At 69.1% G+C, this 14,828-nt stretch carries 12 protein-coding genes; 3 read left to right on the forward strand and 9 right to left on the reverse strand.

Annotation, left to right across the window (positions count from 1 at the left end; all coding sequences use genetic code 11):
* Positions 1–157: 157 nt before the first annotated feature.
* The 5 genes from VSO01S_RS23005 to VSO01S_RS23025 are packed head-to-tail and all read right to left on the reverse strand — an operon-like array spanning position 158 to position 4,628.
* Complete coding sequence (locus VSO01S_RS23005) at positions 158–874, reverse strand: ABC transporter ATP-binding protein (protein WP_068645118.1); 717 nt, start codon at positions 872–874, stop codon at positions 158–160.
* Entirely contained in the window at positions 871–1,623 is a 753-nt protein-coding gene (locus VSO01S_RS23010) for an ABC transporter ATP-binding protein (RefSeq protein ID WP_068645119.1), read from the reverse strand. The genes VSO01S_RS23005 and VSO01S_RS23010 overlap by 4 nt, the downstream gene beginning before the upstream one ends.
* A complete protein-coding gene (locus VSO01S_RS23015) occupies positions 1,620–2,531 on the reverse strand; it encodes a branched-chain amino acid ABC transporter permease (RefSeq protein ID WP_068645120.1) in 912 nt (303 codons plus the stop codon). Before VSO01S_RS23015 ends, VSO01S_RS23010 begins: the two co-directional genes overlap by 4 nt.
* Complete coding sequence (locus tag VSO01S_RS23020; protein ID WP_068645121.1) at positions 2,532–3,410, reverse strand: branched-chain amino acid ABC transporter permease; 879 nt, start codon at positions 3,408–3,410, stop codon at positions 2,532–2,534.
* 24 nt (positions 3,411–3,434) lie between these two features.
* Positions 3,435–4,628 carry an amino acid ABC transporter substrate-binding protein gene (locus VSO01S_RS23025; RefSeq protein WP_068645122.1) on the reverse strand — a complete coding sequence of 398 codons (1,194 nt, stop codon included), beginning with the start codon at positions 4,626–4,628 and terminating at the stop codon, positions 3,435–3,437.
* A gap of 198 nt (positions 4,629–4,826) precedes the next feature.
* On the opposite strand from VSO01S_RS23025, the gene VSO01S_RS23030 reads away from it, so the two are divergent.
* Positions 4,827–5,780 carry an AraC-like ligand-binding domain-containing protein gene (locus tag VSO01S_RS23030; protein WP_068645123.1) on the forward strand — a complete coding sequence of 318 codons (954 nt, stop codon included), beginning with the start codon at positions 4,827–4,829 and terminating at the stop codon, positions 5,778–5,780.
* 13 nt (positions 5,781–5,793) lie between these two features.
* Here VSO01S_RS23030 and VSO01S_RS23035 read toward each other — a convergent pair whose 3' ends face one another.
* Positions 5,794–7,056, reverse strand: coding sequence for a M14 family zinc carboxypeptidase (locus VSO01S_RS23035; RefSeq protein WP_161944470.1), 1,263 nt, complete (start codon positions 7,054–7,056; stop codon positions 5,794–5,796).
* 214 nt (positions 7,057–7,270) lie between these two features.
* Here VSO01S_RS23035 and chrA point away from each other — a divergent pair, with 214 nt between their 5' ends.
* Positions 7,271–8,632: a chromate efflux transporter gene (gene chrA / locus VSO01S_RS23040; protein ID WP_068645125.1), complete on the forward strand. Its 1,362-nt coding sequence runs from the start codon at positions 7,271–7,273 to the stop codon at positions 8,630–8,632.
* 10 nt (positions 8,633–8,642) lie between these two features.
* Here the strand turns inward: chrA and xrtQb are convergent, their stop codons facing one another.
* Genes xrtQb through VSO01S_RS23055 form a run of 3 tightly spaced genes read right to left on the reverse strand, consistent with a single transcriptional unit; the run spans position 8,643 to position 12,255 of the window.
* Positions 8,643–9,230 (reverse strand): exosortase Q subunit 2, encoded by a 588-nt coding sequence (xrtQb, locus tag VSO01S_RS23045; RefSeq protein WP_068645126.1) that lies wholly within the window; start codon positions 9,228–9,230, stop codon positions 8,643–8,645.
* A gap of 20 nt (positions 9,231–9,250) precedes the next feature.
* A complete protein-coding gene (gene xrtQa, locus VSO01S_RS23050; protein ID WP_068645127.1) occupies positions 9,251–10,150 on the reverse strand; it encodes an exosortase Q in 900 nt (299 codons plus the stop codon).
* Positions 10,151–10,176: 26 nt separating this feature from the next.
* A complete protein-coding gene (locus tag VSO01S_RS23055; RefSeq protein WP_068645128.1) occupies positions 10,177–12,255 on the reverse strand; it encodes a VIT and vWA domain-containing protein in 2,079 nt (692 codons plus the stop codon).
* Positions 12,256–12,504: 249 nt separating this feature from the next.
* Here VSO01S_RS23055 and VSO01S_RS23060 point away from each other — a divergent pair.
* On the forward strand, positions 12,505–14,828 hold a 2,324-nt coding region (locus VSO01S_RS23060), incomplete at its 3' end, for a penicillin-binding protein 1A (RefSeq protein WP_444545710.1).

The raw sequence follows: 14,828 nt of genomic DNA on the forward strand, positions 1-14,828 counted from the left end.
CGTCGTCCGGCGTGGCAGCCGGCGCGGTGGTGGCCACGCTGCCGTCCAGCGGGTTGCGGCGCTCGAACACGGCACCGTTGGCGGCGGCCACGGCGCGGCCGTCGATCAGCATCGAAATGGCGGTCATGTCTTTCTTCTCCTGGGGAAGTGGTTGAGTTCAGGCCGTGCCCAGGTAGGCGCGGCGGATGACATCGGAAGCGAGGAGTCCGGCGGCGCTGTCCGCGGCCACGATGCGGCCGCGCTCGAGCACGTAGCCGCGGTCGGCCACCGAGAGGGCCTTGCGCACGTTCTGTTCGACCATGAGCACCGTCACGCCCTGTTGGCGCGCAATGCGCCCGGCGATGGCCAGCAGCTCGTCGACCATGCGCGGCGCCAGGCCCAGCGACGGCTCGTCGAGCATGAGCAGGCGCGGGCCGCACATCATGGCGCGGGCCACGGCCACCATCTGCTGCTCGCCGCCGCTCATGGTGCCGGCCAGTTGCGTGGCGCGCTCCTTCAGGCGCGGGAAATCGTCGAAGGCTTGCGCGAGCCGCCGCTTGCGCTCGGCAGCGGATGCGAGCCAGCCGCCGAGCTCGAGGTTCTCGGTGACGGTCATCTGGGGAAAGAGCTGCCGGCCCTCGGCCACCAGCGCCAGTCCGCGCCGCACGCAGGCGGTGGCGTCCTGCGCCGGCAGGGGCGCGCCGTCGAGCAGCACCTGGCCCTGCCGCGGAATCAGCCCGGCCAGCGCGCGAAGCAGCGTGGTCTTGCCGGCGCCGTTGGGGCCGAGGATGACGGTGATGCCGGGCTGCACGTCGATGTGGATGTCGCGCAGCACGGCGAAGCCGCCGTAGCCGGCGCCCAGGCCCGTGACCTGAAGATGTGCGGACGCGTTCATGCCGCAACCTCCTGCAGTTCGTCGCCCAGGTAGGCCTCGATGACCTGGGCATCGCGCACCACCTCGGCCGGCGTGCCGTCGGCGATCTTGCGGCCCTGGTGCAGCACCATCACGCGCTCCACGTACTTCAGCAGCGTGGCCACCGCATGCTCGATCCACACCACCGACAGCTGCCACTCGTCGCGCAGGCGCCGGATGCGGCGTGCCATGGCGTCCACCTCGGCTTCGGTGAGGCCCGCCGCCACTTCGTCCAGCAGGAGCACGCGCGGCCGCGTGCCCAGGGCCATGCCGATTTCCAGCAAACGCTGTTGCGAAGGCGTGATGTCGCCGGCGCGCTGGGGCGCCAGTGCGTCGAGGCCGAGCATGGAAAGAATCTCCTCCACCGACCGCAGGCCTTGCGGCCCTTCGCGATGGCGTCCGGCAAACTGCATGCCGAAGCGCACGTTGTCCGCCACGCTCATGTCGGCGAACACGCGCGGCGTCTGGAAGGTGCGCGCAATGCCGTGCGCCGCGAATCGATGCGGCGCCTTGCCGGTGAGGTCGTCGCCCGTCACCACCAGGCGGCCTGAGGTGGGCACGATCACGCCCGAGATGGCGTTGAAGAAGGTGGTCTTGCCCGCGCCGTTGGGGCCGATGATGCCCACCAGTTCGCCGGCATCCAGCGTGGCGCTCACGGCGTCGACGGCCGTGAGGCCGCCGAAGCGCACGCTGACCTGTTGAATGTCCAGAAGGCGTTGGCCCGTCGTCATGCCTGGCCTCCCTGGGGCTTGCGCTGCCACAGCGATGCGAGGCCATTGGGCAGGTACATCACGCACAGCACCAGCAGCAGGCCCAGCACCAGCATGTAGCCGTAGGGCAGCTGCAGGCGCAGCGTCTCGGCCAGCAGGCTGAACACGATGGCCGCGGCAATGGGGCCGCCGATGCTGGCCGCGCCGCCGATCAGCGCGATGAGCACCGTCTGGAAGCCGATGAAGGGGTTGAACACAGCCGAGGGTTCGATGTACGTCCAGCGCACCGCCATGGCCGCGCCCACCGCGCCGGCAAACAGAGCCGACAGGGCGAAGCCGGCGATCTTCACGCGGCGCGTGTCCACGCCCAGGGTCTGGGCGCGCTGCTCGTCCGCGCCGATGCCGGCCAGCGCCAGGCCGAAGCGGCTCTTCTTCACCCACAGCGCCGCGCCGATCGACAGCGCCGCGATGAGCAGCAGCGTGAGGTACACGGTGGCGCCTTCGGGCACCACCGTGAGCACGCGGCCCACGGTGCCAGACACCTGCTTTTCGACATAGGTGATGGCATGGCGGATGAGCTCGGTCATGCCGAAGGTGAGCACCGCGAAGTAGGTGCCGCGCAGGTGCAGCACGGCGGCGCCCATCACCACCGCGATGACGGCGGCCACCAGCGCGCCACTGGCCACCACCAGCGGCCAGGGCGGCACGCCCAGCAGCACCGCGCTGGTGTAGGCCCCCACGCCGAAGAAGGCCGAGGTGGCCAGCGAGAGATAGCGGGTGGCGCCGCAGAACATCGACCAGCTGGTGGCCAGCGCGATGTACATGAGGCAGGCCAGGGCCAGCGACTGCAGGAATTCGGAGGCGACCCAGGGCAGGGCGCCCGCGGCCAGCAGCACGGTGGCCCCTGCGATGAGATTGCGCGAGTTCATTTACTTTCGGGAGAACAGGCCGTTGGGCCGCCACAGCAGCACGGCGATGAACACGCCATAGGAGAGCAGCATCTTGAGCGAGGGACTGGAGAAGTGCATGCCCAGCGCCTCCACCACGCCCAGCAGCAGGCCGCCGGCCAGGCTGCCCGCGATGGAGCCGAAGCCGCCCAGCGTGATGACGATGAGCGCGGTGACGGTGTAGGGCTCGCCCATCGACGGCGTGATCTCGTAGGTCATCGAGAGCAGCGCGCCGGCCACGCCCGACAGGCCCAGGCCCACGCCGAACATCAGCGGATGCAGGCGCCGCGTGTTGATGCCCACCAGCTGCGCACCGGTGGGCGACTGCATGAGCGCGCGCACCGCCTTGCCCAGCAGCGTGAACTTCAGCAGCGCGACAAAGCCCAGGCTGAGCGCCAGCGCCACGCCGAAGATCACCAGCTTGTTCTCGGTGAAGCGCATGCCGGCCACCTCTACCGGCTGCGCCAGGTACTCGTAGCCGCGCAGGTCGCCGCCCCAGGCGATGAGGGCCGCGTTCTGCACCGCGAACATCAGGCCGAAGCCGACCATGAGGCTGCGCGCCTCGAACACGTCCACATTGGGCGCGCGCGCGGCCAGCCGGCGAAAGCACAGCACGTGGATGAGCATGCCCAGGGCGGCGAGCAGCACGAAGGCCAGCGGCATCAGCACGAAAGGCGAGATGCCGAAGGCCGTGTGCGCCCACCAGGTGAGGAAGGCGCCCAGCATCAGGAACTCGCCGTGCGAGATGTTCATGATGCGCATGAGGCCGTACTGCAGGTTCAGGCCGATGGCCACCAGCGCATAGATGCCGCCGGTGATGAGGCCGCCTGCGATGAGCTCGGCCCAGGAAACGAGAGACACGGGAGCTGCGCCTTCTTGGTCAGGTCATTTCCATGCTGGCTTCGGCGCCACCAGCTTCGCGGTGGCGCGATCGAGCGGCCACACCACCTCGAAGTCCGCACCCTGCCATTGGCTGACCGTGCCGGGGATCGATGCGTTCTCGCCATGCTCGAAGCGGATCGGTCCGAGGATGGTCTTGAATTCGTTCTTGGCGATCACGTCGCGCAGCGCCTTGCGGTCCAGCCCCGCGCGCGCCACGGCCTGCTGCAGGATCTCCAGCCCGGCCCAGGCATGGCCGCTGGCCCAGCGGTCGGGCTCCTTGTTGAACTTCTTCACGTGCGCGTCGAAGTAGGCCTTGGCGCCGGGGCTGGTCTTCACGTTCCACGAGCCCATGCCGATCACGCCCTCGGTGTTGGCGGCCATCACGTTCTTGTACAGCTGGAAGGCGGTGCCCACCGAGGCGTAGAAGTACTTGGGGTTGAAGCCGACCTCGCGCGACTGGCGGCTGACCAGCAGCGTGTCGGGCGGGTAGGTGATGCCGATGAAGGCATCGGGGTTCTGGTCCTTGATGCCGCGCAGCACCGGCGCCAGGTCCTTCACGCCCAGCGGGTAGCTCTTGCGCTCCAGCACCTGGATGCCGGTCTTCTTCAGCGCGTTGTTGAGCGCCGCGAAGTTCTCCAGGCCGAACAGGTCGTCCATGTAGACGATGGCCACCGTCTTCACCTGCTGCGCCACCAACATGTCCACCAGCGCGCCCATCATCTTGTCGGGCTGCTGCAGGAGCGAGAAGAAGTACGGCAGGTTCATGTCGATCAGCTTTCTCGACAGGGCCGTGGGCGCCAGCATGGGGTAGCCGAAGCGATTGGCCAGCGGCGCGATGGCGAAGTTGGCGCCCGAGCCCCAGGGCGGCAGGATCAGGTCGACCTTGTCGCTGCCCATGAGCTTCTCGTAGGTGCGCACGCAGGTCTCGGTCTCGCTGCGGTCGTCGTAGCCGATGAGCTCGACGGGCCGCCTGGCGCCCTTCACGTCCAGCCCGCCGGCGGCGTTCACCTGCTCGGCCCACAGCAGGTAGTTGGGCTCCTGGCTCACTTGCGCGCCGGCCGCCCAGGGGCCGGTGCGGGCGATGGCATAACCGACCTTCACCGGGCCGCCTTGCGCGAAGAGCTGGGGCGCGACGGCAGCGGCGCCCAGGGTGGTGGCGGCGCCCTGGATCCAGCGGCGGCGGGTAGGGTGGGTCATGGCATGTCTCCTCGTGTGGCGGGCTCGTGCGGCCTCGTGCAGGCATCGTAGGAAGCGCGCGCCGCGGCTGCTGTGCCGGCGGCGCACAAAGCGCTTGTCTGCGCGTGCACGGTGCTCGGGGTTAACCCTTGCGGGAAGGGCCGGCGGCGCCGCAACACAATTCACCACCCCCAACCCAGAGGACCTGAGAGCGAGCCCATGGCGGCATCCACCCTGTTGAGCACCGATGTCGTGCCGCCCCGCGAGCGCGCGCCGCAGTGGCGCGAGTGGGTGTGGCAGCACTTCGGCGGGCTCGAATCCGACCTGTACGGCGACACCGAGTTCGACGGCCACCTGGCCGCCTCGCGCGCCGGCGAGGTCATCCTCACGCGGCTGGAGGCCAACCGCCACCGCGTGCTGCGCAGCGACCAGATGGCGCGCCACGGCGAAGGCGGCTACCTGAAGATCGTGGCGCCCTGGCAGGGCAGCGCGGCGGTGGAGCAGAAGGGTCGCGAAGCCGCGGTGCGCAATGGCGCCTGGACCATCTACGACACCACCGGCGCCTACACCGTGGCCAACCCGGAGCGCACCGACCACCTGATCGTGATGGTGCCCAAGGCCCAGCTGGCCACGCCGGGCCTGCCGCTGGACCGCCTGATGGCGCGCAAGGTGGGCGGTGCCGGCGGCATCTCGCGCGTGGCGCTGGAAGCCATGCGCAACACCTACCAGGAGCTGCCGCACATGAGCGAGGCGGCGGCGCGCGGCGCGGGCGAGCTCATCGTGCAGCTGGTGCGACTGTCGCTGATGGAGCTGGCCGGGCAGGAGACCGCGCTCACGCAGCGCGAGGCGCTGAAGGACCGCATCCGCGCCCATGTGGCCACGCACCTGCGCGACCCGCAGCTGTCCATCGACAGCATTGCGGCGGCCCTGCATTGCAGCAAGCGCCACCTGCACAACGCCTTTGCCGACGAGGACGACACACTGCATGCGTACATCCTGCGCCAGCGCCTGGCGGCCTGCATGCGCGCCCTGCAGGACCCGGCCAATGCGCGGCTGGGCATCACCGACATCGCGATGGCCTCGGGCTTCGGCAACCTTTCCTATTTCAGCCGCGTGTTCAAGCAGCAGACCGGCGGCAGCCCGAGCGAGTTCAGGCGCCGCGTCGGTCTTTGAGGCGAGGGAATGCCTAGCCGCCCAGGTGGTCGGGGTCGTCCTCGGCCTCGCCGCCGGCATTGCCGGTGCTGGGCGGCACGCCGTTGGCGGGCACCACCAGCACGTCGGCCATGTTGGGGTCGAAGGCGCTGAGCGTCGGGTCCTTCGCCAGCTCTTCCAGGATGGCCGACGACGCGTGGTAGCCGATCTTCTGGATGTAGCCACCCGACTTGGTGCCGATGCCGCCTCGCAGCTCCAGCAGCACCGAGCCTGAGCCCAGCAGGCCATACGCGTTGCGCGAGATGCCGGGTTCGGTGCCGCCGGGGTAGCGGCTCAGGTTGGCATAGGGGTACTGCGCCAGCTTCTGCGCGATGACCACCACGACGCGCTTGGCCATGGTCTGGCCGGCGTTGAAACGTGCCAGCGCATTCGGGTCCACGGCCTGCAGCCACTGCGCGGTCTGCAGCGCGGTGGGGTAGAGCGTGGAAGCCGTCACCATCTCGCCGTCATGCACGCGGGTGCCCTGGTGGTGCATGTCCAGCGCCACCACCGGCTTGTACTTGTCGTTGAGCCAGCGGATGTTCCTGGCCTCGGGCACGGGGTTGCCCTTGGTCAGGTCGTAGGTGGGCGCGGTGCTGTCGATGTTCTCGGTCTCGCAACTGGCCACGCCGGCGGCCGTGTTGATGTTCGGGTAGTTGGGATTGTCCAGCGGGCACTCGGGACGGAAGCCGTGGTAGCGGTTGATGTCGTAGCCGCGTCCGCGCTGGTAGAAGGCCGGCAGCGGGTTCACGGTGAAGCGCGGGTCGTAGTTCTGGCGCCAGGGCACGGTGTTGCCGTTGGCGTCGGTGATTGGCGTGCCGTCGGGCTTCTCGCCGTCGAAGCCGTCGACGTTCACGCGCGGCACCATGATCACGGTGAGCGAGTTGCGGATGACCTGGGAGGCCTGCGAGTTGTTCGCCAGCGTGCGCACCAGGTTCGCGGCCGAGTCGCTGGTCTCCATCTCGTCGCCGTGCTGTTGGGCAATGATCAACGCTGCCGTGGGGCCGTTGCCGATCACGACATAAGGCACTTGGCGGCCGGTGTTGCTTTTCCAAGGCGCGTAGTGCAGCGTGGCGGCGCCGTTGGAGGTCTGGACCGAGCTTTCCAGTGCCTTGATCAACTGGTCGTAGCTGCGCAGCGAAGCAAGACTTTCGTTCTCGCCGCTGGGTCCGTTGGGAATCGTGGAAGGCTGTGCGCAGGCCAGGCCCGCAACAAGGGCAGCAGCGGCGCCGACGGCCGCGATACGAATACGAGGCATCGTTGTCTTCTCCTTCTTGGTCTTGTCGAACCCGGCGTGGGTGCCGGGCAGGCGCATGCTGGGGGCGCCCCTGTCCAGTGGCAAGCAATGCCCCGTCCTTGAAAATGGTCGAATCTCACATTCGATCGACCGGCCGCCCTGGCGTGGTACAGGCGCGCACGCGGACGCACGCGGACGCACGCGGCGGTCACGGTCATCCTTCATCATCGGCAACATGAATCAGAGCAACACAGTGGGCATCGAAGACGCGGGGACCCCGCCGGCAGCGGTAGGCTTTGGCGAGGCATTCCGCTTCTGGCTGAAGCTGGGCTTCATCAGCTTCGGCGGGCCGGCGGGGCAGATCGCGATCATGCACAGCGAGCTGGTGGAGCGGCGCCGCTGGATCAGCGAGAAGCGCTTCCTGCACGCGCTCAACTACTGCATGCTGCTGCCCGGTCCCGAGGCACAGCAGCTGGCCACCTACATCGGATGGCTGATGCACCGCACCTGGGGCGGCGTGGTGGCGGGCGGGCTGTTCGTGCTGCCTTCGCTGTTCATCCTCATCGCGCTGTCGTGGATCTACCTGCGCTTTGGCGACGTGCCGCTGGTGGCGGGCCTCTTCTACGGCATCAAGCCGGCGGTGACGGCATTGGTGCTGCATGCCGCGCATCGCATCGGCAGCCGGGCGCTGCGCAACGGGTGGATGTGGGGCATTGCGGCGGCGGCCTTCGTGGCCATCTTCGCCTTCCGCGTGCCCTTTCCGGCCATCGTGCTCGCAGCCGCGCTCATCGGCTTCTTCGGCGCGCGCTGGGCGCCGCAGGTGTTCGCGCTGGGCGGCGGGCATGCGAACGGCCAGCAGAGCTACGGCCGCGCGCTGATCGACGACGACACACCCACGCCGGCGCATGCGCGCTTCTCGCGCGCAAGGCTCGTGCGCCTCGTGCTCGTCGGGCTCGCGCTGTGGGGCGCCGCGATGGGCGCGCTGGTGGCGGCGCAGGGCTGGCAGGGCACGCTCGCGCAGATGGGCTGGTTCTTCACCAAGGCCGCGCTGCTCACCTTCGGCGGTGCCTATGCCGTGCTGCCCTATGTGTACCAGGGCGCGGTGGAGCAGCACCAGTGGCTCAGCGGCGCGCAGATGATCGACGGTCTCGCGCTGGGCGAGACCACGCCCGGGCCCTTGATCATGGTGGTGGCTTTCGTCGGCTTCGTCGGCGGCTGGCTCAAGCAGGTGCTGGGCCCCGAGGCGCTCTTTCTCGGCGGCGCGCTCGCGGCCACGGTGGTCACCTTCTTCACCTTCCTGCCGTCCTTTCTCTTCATCCTCATCGGCGGCCCGCTGGTGGAGGCCACGCACGGCAAGCTGGGCTTCACCGCGCCGCTGTCGGCCGTCACGGCGGCGGTGGTGGGCGTGATCCTGAACCTGGCGCTGTTCTTCTGCTGGCACGTGCTGTGGCCGCAGGGATTCGGCGGACGCTTCGATGCGGTGTCGGCACTGATTGCGGTGGGCGCGGCGGTGGCGCTGTTTCGCTTCAAGATCGGGGTGATGCCGCTGCTGGGCATTTGCGGCGCCATCGGTCTGCTGGTGACGCTGGCGCGTTGAAAGCGCGCCTTCAGTTCAGCGGCTGTGCCACCGTCACTGCTTGCCAGGGGCCGCTGGACTGCCCTGACACCGCGGCCCAGTACCAGGCCGAGCTGTCGGTGAAGGCGCTGCCCTTCGCATCGACGATGCGCTCGCACACCTTCAGCTGCTGCGCGGCGTCGCCGCCCTGTTCGGCAACGAAGCAGCGCCACATCCGTTGCTGACCGTCGCGCACCAGCCGCGCCTGCTCGATGCGGTAGCCCAGCGCGCGATAGCAGTCGGCGGCCGGGTGCAGCATGCGCGTGGGCGCATCGACGCGGCGCAGCACCAGCGTCTGCCGGCCGTCGGTCAGGCGCGCGATGGCGCCGGGAAACTGCCGCGCGAAGCGCTGCTCCACCGGGCTGAGCGCCAGCGGACGCAGCGGTGATCCATCCCACTGCGACGGCCATTCCTCGAACTGCGCGAGCGGCGCGTCGCGCGCTTCGGGCGACGCGAGAAGCGCCGCGGTCGACGACCAGGCAATGCACACGAGCATGACGGCGCCGAAGGCCGTCTTGTGGCCGATGCGGTTGATGAAGCGATTGGCGAAGAACTGGTGGAAGGTGCTGGAGAGGTTCATGGCGTGCGCTCCCTGGTCTGTCATGCGATGGCGGCCGTGCGTGCCGCATGCGAGGACGGCTTGCGATCCCTGCGCAGCGGCGCCATGAGCCAGGCGATCTCGGCACAGGCCGCGGCCAGCACCGCCAGGCCCACGGCCTGGTGCCACGCTTCGCCCAGCGGCAGGCCGGCGCCTTCGAATGCCACCAGCACGCTGTTGCGCAGCACGTTGGCGCCCAGCACCACCAGGCCGACCCAGGGCAGCCGCGTCACAAAGCCCCGGTTGCTGCGCCCAACCCACAGCGCCACCACGCAGGCGACGAAGTAGCCGCACCACGCCATCTGCACGCCGGAGCAGGGCGCATCGACGATGACCAGTCGCCCATCGACCACCAGGCTGGCCGCTTCGCGCTGCACGTCGAAGAAGGGCAGCAACAGCCACCGGCTGGCTTCGGCGGTGATCACGCGCAACGGAAAGCCGGCATAGAACTGCAGCGACGAGAGGATCGGCAGCGCCAGCACCGCCAGGCCCAGCACCGGTGCGCTGGCCACGCGCCGCGGCATGACTGCCATCAGGCCCGCAGCCAGGGCCAGCAGTGCGATGAGCGCGGCGAAGAGAGGTGGCAGCGCGGGCAGGGGGCCGATGCCTGTGCGCGCGACGGTGGCGGCCAGCGTGCCGGCGCTGGCCCATGCCAGCCAGCCCAGGCGCGGCGCGCAGCGCAGTTCCGCGCGCAGCTTCCAGACGAGAAAGCACAGGGCGCCCAATGCAAGCACGCCCAGCGGATCGTCCGACCCGTCGGCCATGCGGCGGGCCATCCACCACCAGGTGGGAATCAAGGCGGCGGCCTGCAGGCCGAGCCAGCCGATGGCGGGGGCGCGGTCGATGCGAATGAGCTCGTCGAACAGGCGTGGGTGGCGCTGGGCCAGGGTGGTGAGTGTCATGGCGTTCTTCTTGATTCGTGTGCGATTCAGCTGGTGAGGCGGCGCGTGTCGTTGCGGCGCGCACGGCGGCGCAGCATGGCCAGCATCGACAGCACCACGGCGACAGCGCCCAGCGTTTCGGGCTCGGGCGTGCCGGGCACGTCGGCGCTGCTCCCCGCGCCCTGGCCGCCCAGCGCGAGTTCGCTCACGCCCTTGGGCAGGGGCAGCGGCTGGTCCACGCGGGTGCTGTCCGCGGGTGCGGTGTTGCGCACCACCTGGTCCACGGCGATGAAGCTGGTGTACTGGGTGAGCAGGCCATAGCGCAGGCCCAGCGCGGTGATCTGTTCGCGCAGCTCGCCGCCGCCTTGCAGCGACTCCTGGTCCTGCAGCGCGGCGATGCGGTGGCGCGCCCACAGGCTGCGCAGCGCGGCGGCATCGGGTTGCAGCGTCGACGCATTCACCGCGAACTGCTGGCGCCACGGACCTTCCGCGCTCTGGCCCTCGATCACCAGACGGCCCTTGGGCTGCCCGCGCCACTTGCCGAAGAGGATCACCGGGCGCTCGCCCAGCACATCGGGCAGGCTGCGCGGCTCCACGTCGTACACGTCCAGCCCTTCGAAGCGGGCGCGTACCTGGGTGAGCACGGGCGACTCGATCATTCGGCGAAAGCGCGCGGCCTCGCGCGTTGCCTGCATCGGGTCGGTGATGACGAAGGGCTCGCCCATGCCGGCGCGCGCCAGGCCCTCGATGAGGTGCCGGTTCACCGAACTGCCGATGCCGAAGGCGAACAGGTTGGCCTTGGAGAGGTTCTTGCGCACCAGCTCGAAGGCCTCGCGCTCCACCGTCACGTAGCCGTCGGTGACCACCACCACGGTGCGCGACACCTTGTCGGCCTTCGGCTCGTCGTACACGCGCTTCAGGGCCGGAATGAGCTCGGTGCTGCCGCCGCCCGCATAGCTGCGGATGACGTCCAGCGCCTGCTCGATGTTGGCGCGGCTGGCCGGTACGGGGTGCGGCGAGAGCATCTTGCTGCTGCCCGAGAACAGCAGCACGTTGAAGGTGTCGCTGGGGCGCAGCCCGCTGAGCAGGCGCTCCAGCATGGCCTTGGCCGTGTCCAGTGGAAAGCCGTGCATGGAGCCCGAAATGTCGACCACGAAGATGTAGTCGCGCGGCGAGACGGATTCCGCAGGCACCGAGCGCGGCGGCTGCACCATGGCCAGGAAGAAGTTTTCCGCGCCCGGGCTCTGGCCGGGGTACAGCATCAGGCCCGACTGGATCTGCTCGCCCGACAGGCGGTAGTCGAGCACGAAGTCGCGGTTGTCCGCGCTCTCGCCGGCCGCGTTCAGCACGACGTGGGCACGCCGGTCCTCGTCGCTGCGCTGCACGTCGATGGCATGGGTGAGCGAGCGCAATTCGCCGATGGCCACCGGCGCATCGATGGCCAGCTTCATCGAGAAGGCGGCGCCCGATGCCTCGCCTGCGCGCAGCGTGGGTTGTGAAACCCATTGGGCTTGCGAAAGCTCGGAGCGCGGGCTGTTGTAGCGCGGCCCCACCACCGTCGGGAAGACGAACTGGTAGCTGCCGGCCTGCGGCACCAGCAGCTCGTTGTAGCGCAGCTCCACCTGCACCTCGTCGCCGGGCAGGATGTTCGCCACCTTCATCTGGAATACGTTGGGCAGGTGCTGCTCCAGCAGGGCGGCGGTCTTGCCTTGCTGCCTGGCGCTGTCGTATTCCTGGCGGGCCTGCTGCTTCTCGCGGATCTGCGCCTCGACCACGCGGCCGGCCAGGCGCACCGTCAGCCCGTTCACCGCCGCGCGGGTGGAGCCGGGGAAGACATAGCTGGCCTCGATGGGCCGGGTGCCTTCGTTGCGATAGGTCTGGGTGACGCGCACGTCGGCGATCACGCCGGCGATCTTCACATCCACCGCCGTGCCCTTGAGCGGCAGCCGGTCCACCGACGGGTCGTCGCTCTTGACGAAGAAGTACGGGCTCTCGGTCTTCTGTCGGGGCTGGCGCTGCTCCTGCTGCGCATGCGCAGGGCTGGCGATCATCAGTACGAAGCACAGGCTGGCCAGCAGAAGGGTGCCAAGCCAGAGCCGGCGGGCGCGGCGTCGATGTCGTTCCATGTCGTTCGTCCTCTTGTTCTCGTGGAGATGGAAGCCGCACGGCCTGTGCGGCAACGCCACTGTGGGACGCGGATACGAAGCGAGTGGGAAGGCTCCTTGAAACGACTTATCCTTGTGTGAAGTCTGTGTGAAGTCCGCCCGAATGGAACTTCACATCCCCTTCGGGCGGCGCAGCGAGCATCGGCGTCTACATCGTCATCGGCGAGGAGCCAGGCTGTGCCCGGACAAAAAACACAACCCAAAGATTCCGTGAAACTGAAAGACAACCAGAAAGCCCTGTTGAAATGGGCCGCCCTCGGACTGGGCGGCCTGGTGCTGGCCGCCGTGCTGCTGCTGGGCGTGGTGGTGGCGTTGCTGCTGCCGGGCCTGCCCGACGTGAAGCAGCTGGCCGACTACCAGCCCAAGCTGCCGCTGCGCGTGCTCACCACCGACGGCGTGGTGATCGGCGAGTTCGGCGAGGAGCGCCGCCAGATGGTGCCGCTGGCGCAGATCCCCAAGGCCATGAAGGACGCGGTGATCGCGGTGGAAGACGCGCGCTTCTACGAGCACGGCGGCATCGACACCGTGGGCATCGCGCGCGCTGCGCTGTCGAACCTGGTGCACGGCATGCGCCAGGGCGCGTCCACCATCACGCAGCAGGTGGCGCGCAACGTGTACCTCTCGTCCGAGCGCACCATCAGCCGCAAGCTGAAGGAGGCGCTGATTGCGCTGCGCCTGGAAGACGAGCTCACCAAGGACCAGATCCTGGAGATCTACCTCAACCAGATCTACCTGGGCCAGCGCGCCTACGGCTTTGCAGCCGCATCGGAAGCCTATTTCGGCAAGCCCCTGAAGGACATCACGCTGGCCGAGGCCGCCATGCTGGCCGGGCTGCCCAAGGCGCCGGGCGCGAACAACCCGGTGGTCAATCCGCGCCGCGCGCGGGCACGCCAGCTGTATGTGCTCGACCGCATGCAGGCGCAGGGCTTCGTCACGGCCGAGCAGGTGGCCAAGGCCAAGGACGAGGAGCTGCAGCTGCGCGGCGTGTACAACCCCGAGCGCCTGCATGCAGAGTACGTGGCAGAGATGGTGCGCCAGCAGATGGTGGCGCAGTACGGCGACAGCGCCTACGTGCGCGGCCTGACCGTGACCACGACCCTGCTCTCGACCGACCAGGCCGCGGCCTACCAGGCGCTGCGCCGCGGCATCCTCGACTACGAACGGCGCCAGCCCTGGCGCGGCCCCGAGGCCAGCGTGAAGCTGCCGACGGATGGCGAAGCGCTGGACGACGCCATCGACGACGCGCTGGCGGCGCATCCCGACGACGGCGAAGTGCTGGCGGCCGTGGTGCTCGAAGCATCGCCCAAGCAGGTGGTGGCCGTGGGCCGCGACGGCAACGAGATGAAGATCGCCGGCGACGGCCTGCGCCTGGTGCAGACGGGCCTGTCGGCGCGTGCCGATGCGCGCCAGCGCGTGGCGCGCGGCGCGGTGCTGCGCGTCACCAAGAACGCCAAGGGCGCATGGGAAGTGGTGCAGCTGCCCGAGGTGGAGGGCGCCTTCGTCGGCATGGACCCGCGCGACGGTTCCATCCGCGCGCTGGTGGGCGGCTTCGATTTCGGCCAGAACCAGTTCAACCACGTCACGCAGGCCTGGCGCCAGCCGGGCTCGAGCTTCAAGCCCTTCATCTATTCGGCGGCGCTTGAAAAAGGCTTTGCACCGGCCACGCTGGTGAACGACGGCCCGCTGTTCTTCGACCGCGGCACCACCGGCGGCCAGCCCTGGGAGCCGAAGAACTCCGACGGCAATTTCGACGGGCCCATGACCATCCGCACCGCGCTGCAGAAGTCCAAGAACATGGTGACGATCCGCGTGCTGCAGTCCATCGGCACCACCTATGCGCAGGAATGGTCGGGCCACTTCGGTCTGGACACCGACAAGCAGCCGCCCTACCTGCCCATGGCGCTGGGCGCGGGCTCGGTCACCCCGCTGCAGATGGCGGTGGGCTATGGCGTGTTCGCCAACGGCGGCTATCTGGTCAAGCCCAACCTGGTGAGCAAGGTGGTGGAGCGCGGCGACAAGGTGCTGTTCGAAGCGCAGCCGCCGGTGCTGGACGAGAACACGCGCGCCATTCCCGAGCGCAACGCCTTCATCATGCGCACGCTGCTGCAGAGCGTGATCAAGAACGGCACCGGCGCGCGCGCCTACCAGGCCCTGCGCCGAGACGACATCTACGGCAAGACCGGCACCACCAACGATTCCTTCGACACCTGGTTCGCCGGTTTCCAGCCCACGCGCGTGGGCGTGGTCTGGATCGGCTACGACACGCCGCGCCAGCTGGGCGTGCGCGGCGAGACCGGCGGCAGCCTGAGCCTGCCGGTGTGGACCAGCTACATGCAGCGCGTGCTCAAGGGCGTGCCGGTGGCGAAGACCACCGTGCCGGCGGGCGTGGTGCTGGCCGATGGCGACTGGTACTACGACGACTATCCGCCCGGGCGTGCCGTGCCCAGCCTGGATGTGGACACCGGATCGATCTTCGGCGCGCCCGGCGCCGGCGGCGGTATGCCGGCCGGCACCGTGCCGGGCTTCGGCGGCAG

The organism is Variovorax soli NBRC 106424, from assembly GCF_001591385.1.
Classification (GTDB): domain Bacteria; phylum Pseudomonadota; class Gammaproteobacteria; order Burkholderiales; family Burkholderiaceae_C; genus Variovorax; species Variovorax soli.

Bases quoted from the DNA above. Each gene is read 5' to 3' on its own strand.
- VSO01S_RS23035 (WP_161944470.1), bottom strand. From the start codon at position 7,056: ATGCCTCGTATTCGTATCGCGGCCGTCGGCGCCGCTGCTGCCCTTGTT.
- VSO01S_RS23010 (WP_068645119.1), bottom strand. From the start codon at position 1,623: ATGACGACGGGCCAACGCCTTCTGGACATTCAACAGGTCAGCGTGCGC.
- xrtQa (WP_068645127.1), bottom strand. From the start codon at position 10,150: ATGACACTCACCACCCTGGCCCAGCGCCACCCACGCCTGTTCGACGAG.
- VSO01S_RS23025 (WP_068645122.1), bottom strand. From the start codon at position 4,628: ATGACCCACCCTACCCGCCGCCGCTGGATCCAGGGCGCCGCCACCACC.
- chrA (WP_068645125.1), top strand. From the start codon at position 7,271: ATGAATCAGAGCAACACAGTGGGCATCGAAGACGCGGGGACCCCGCCG.
- VSO01S_RS23015 (WP_068645120.1), bottom strand. From the start codon at position 2,531: ATGAACTCGCGCAATCTCATCGCAGGGGCCACCGTGCTGCTGGCCGCG.
- xrtQb (WP_068645126.1), bottom strand. From the start codon at position 9,230: ATGAACCTCTCCAGCACCTTCCACCAGTTCTTCGCCAATCGCTTCATC.
- VSO01S_RS23005 (WP_068645118.1), bottom strand. From the start codon at position 874: ATGAACGCGTCCGCACATCTTCAGGTCACGGGCCTGGGCGCCGGCTAC.
- VSO01S_RS23030 (WP_068645123.1), top strand. From the start codon at position 4,827: ATGGCGGCATCCACCCTGTTGAGCACCGATGTCGTGCCGCCCCGCGAG.
- VSO01S_RS23055 (WP_068645128.1), bottom strand. From the start codon at position 12,255: ATGGAACGACATCGACGCCGCGCCCGCCGGCTCTGGCTTGGCACCCTT.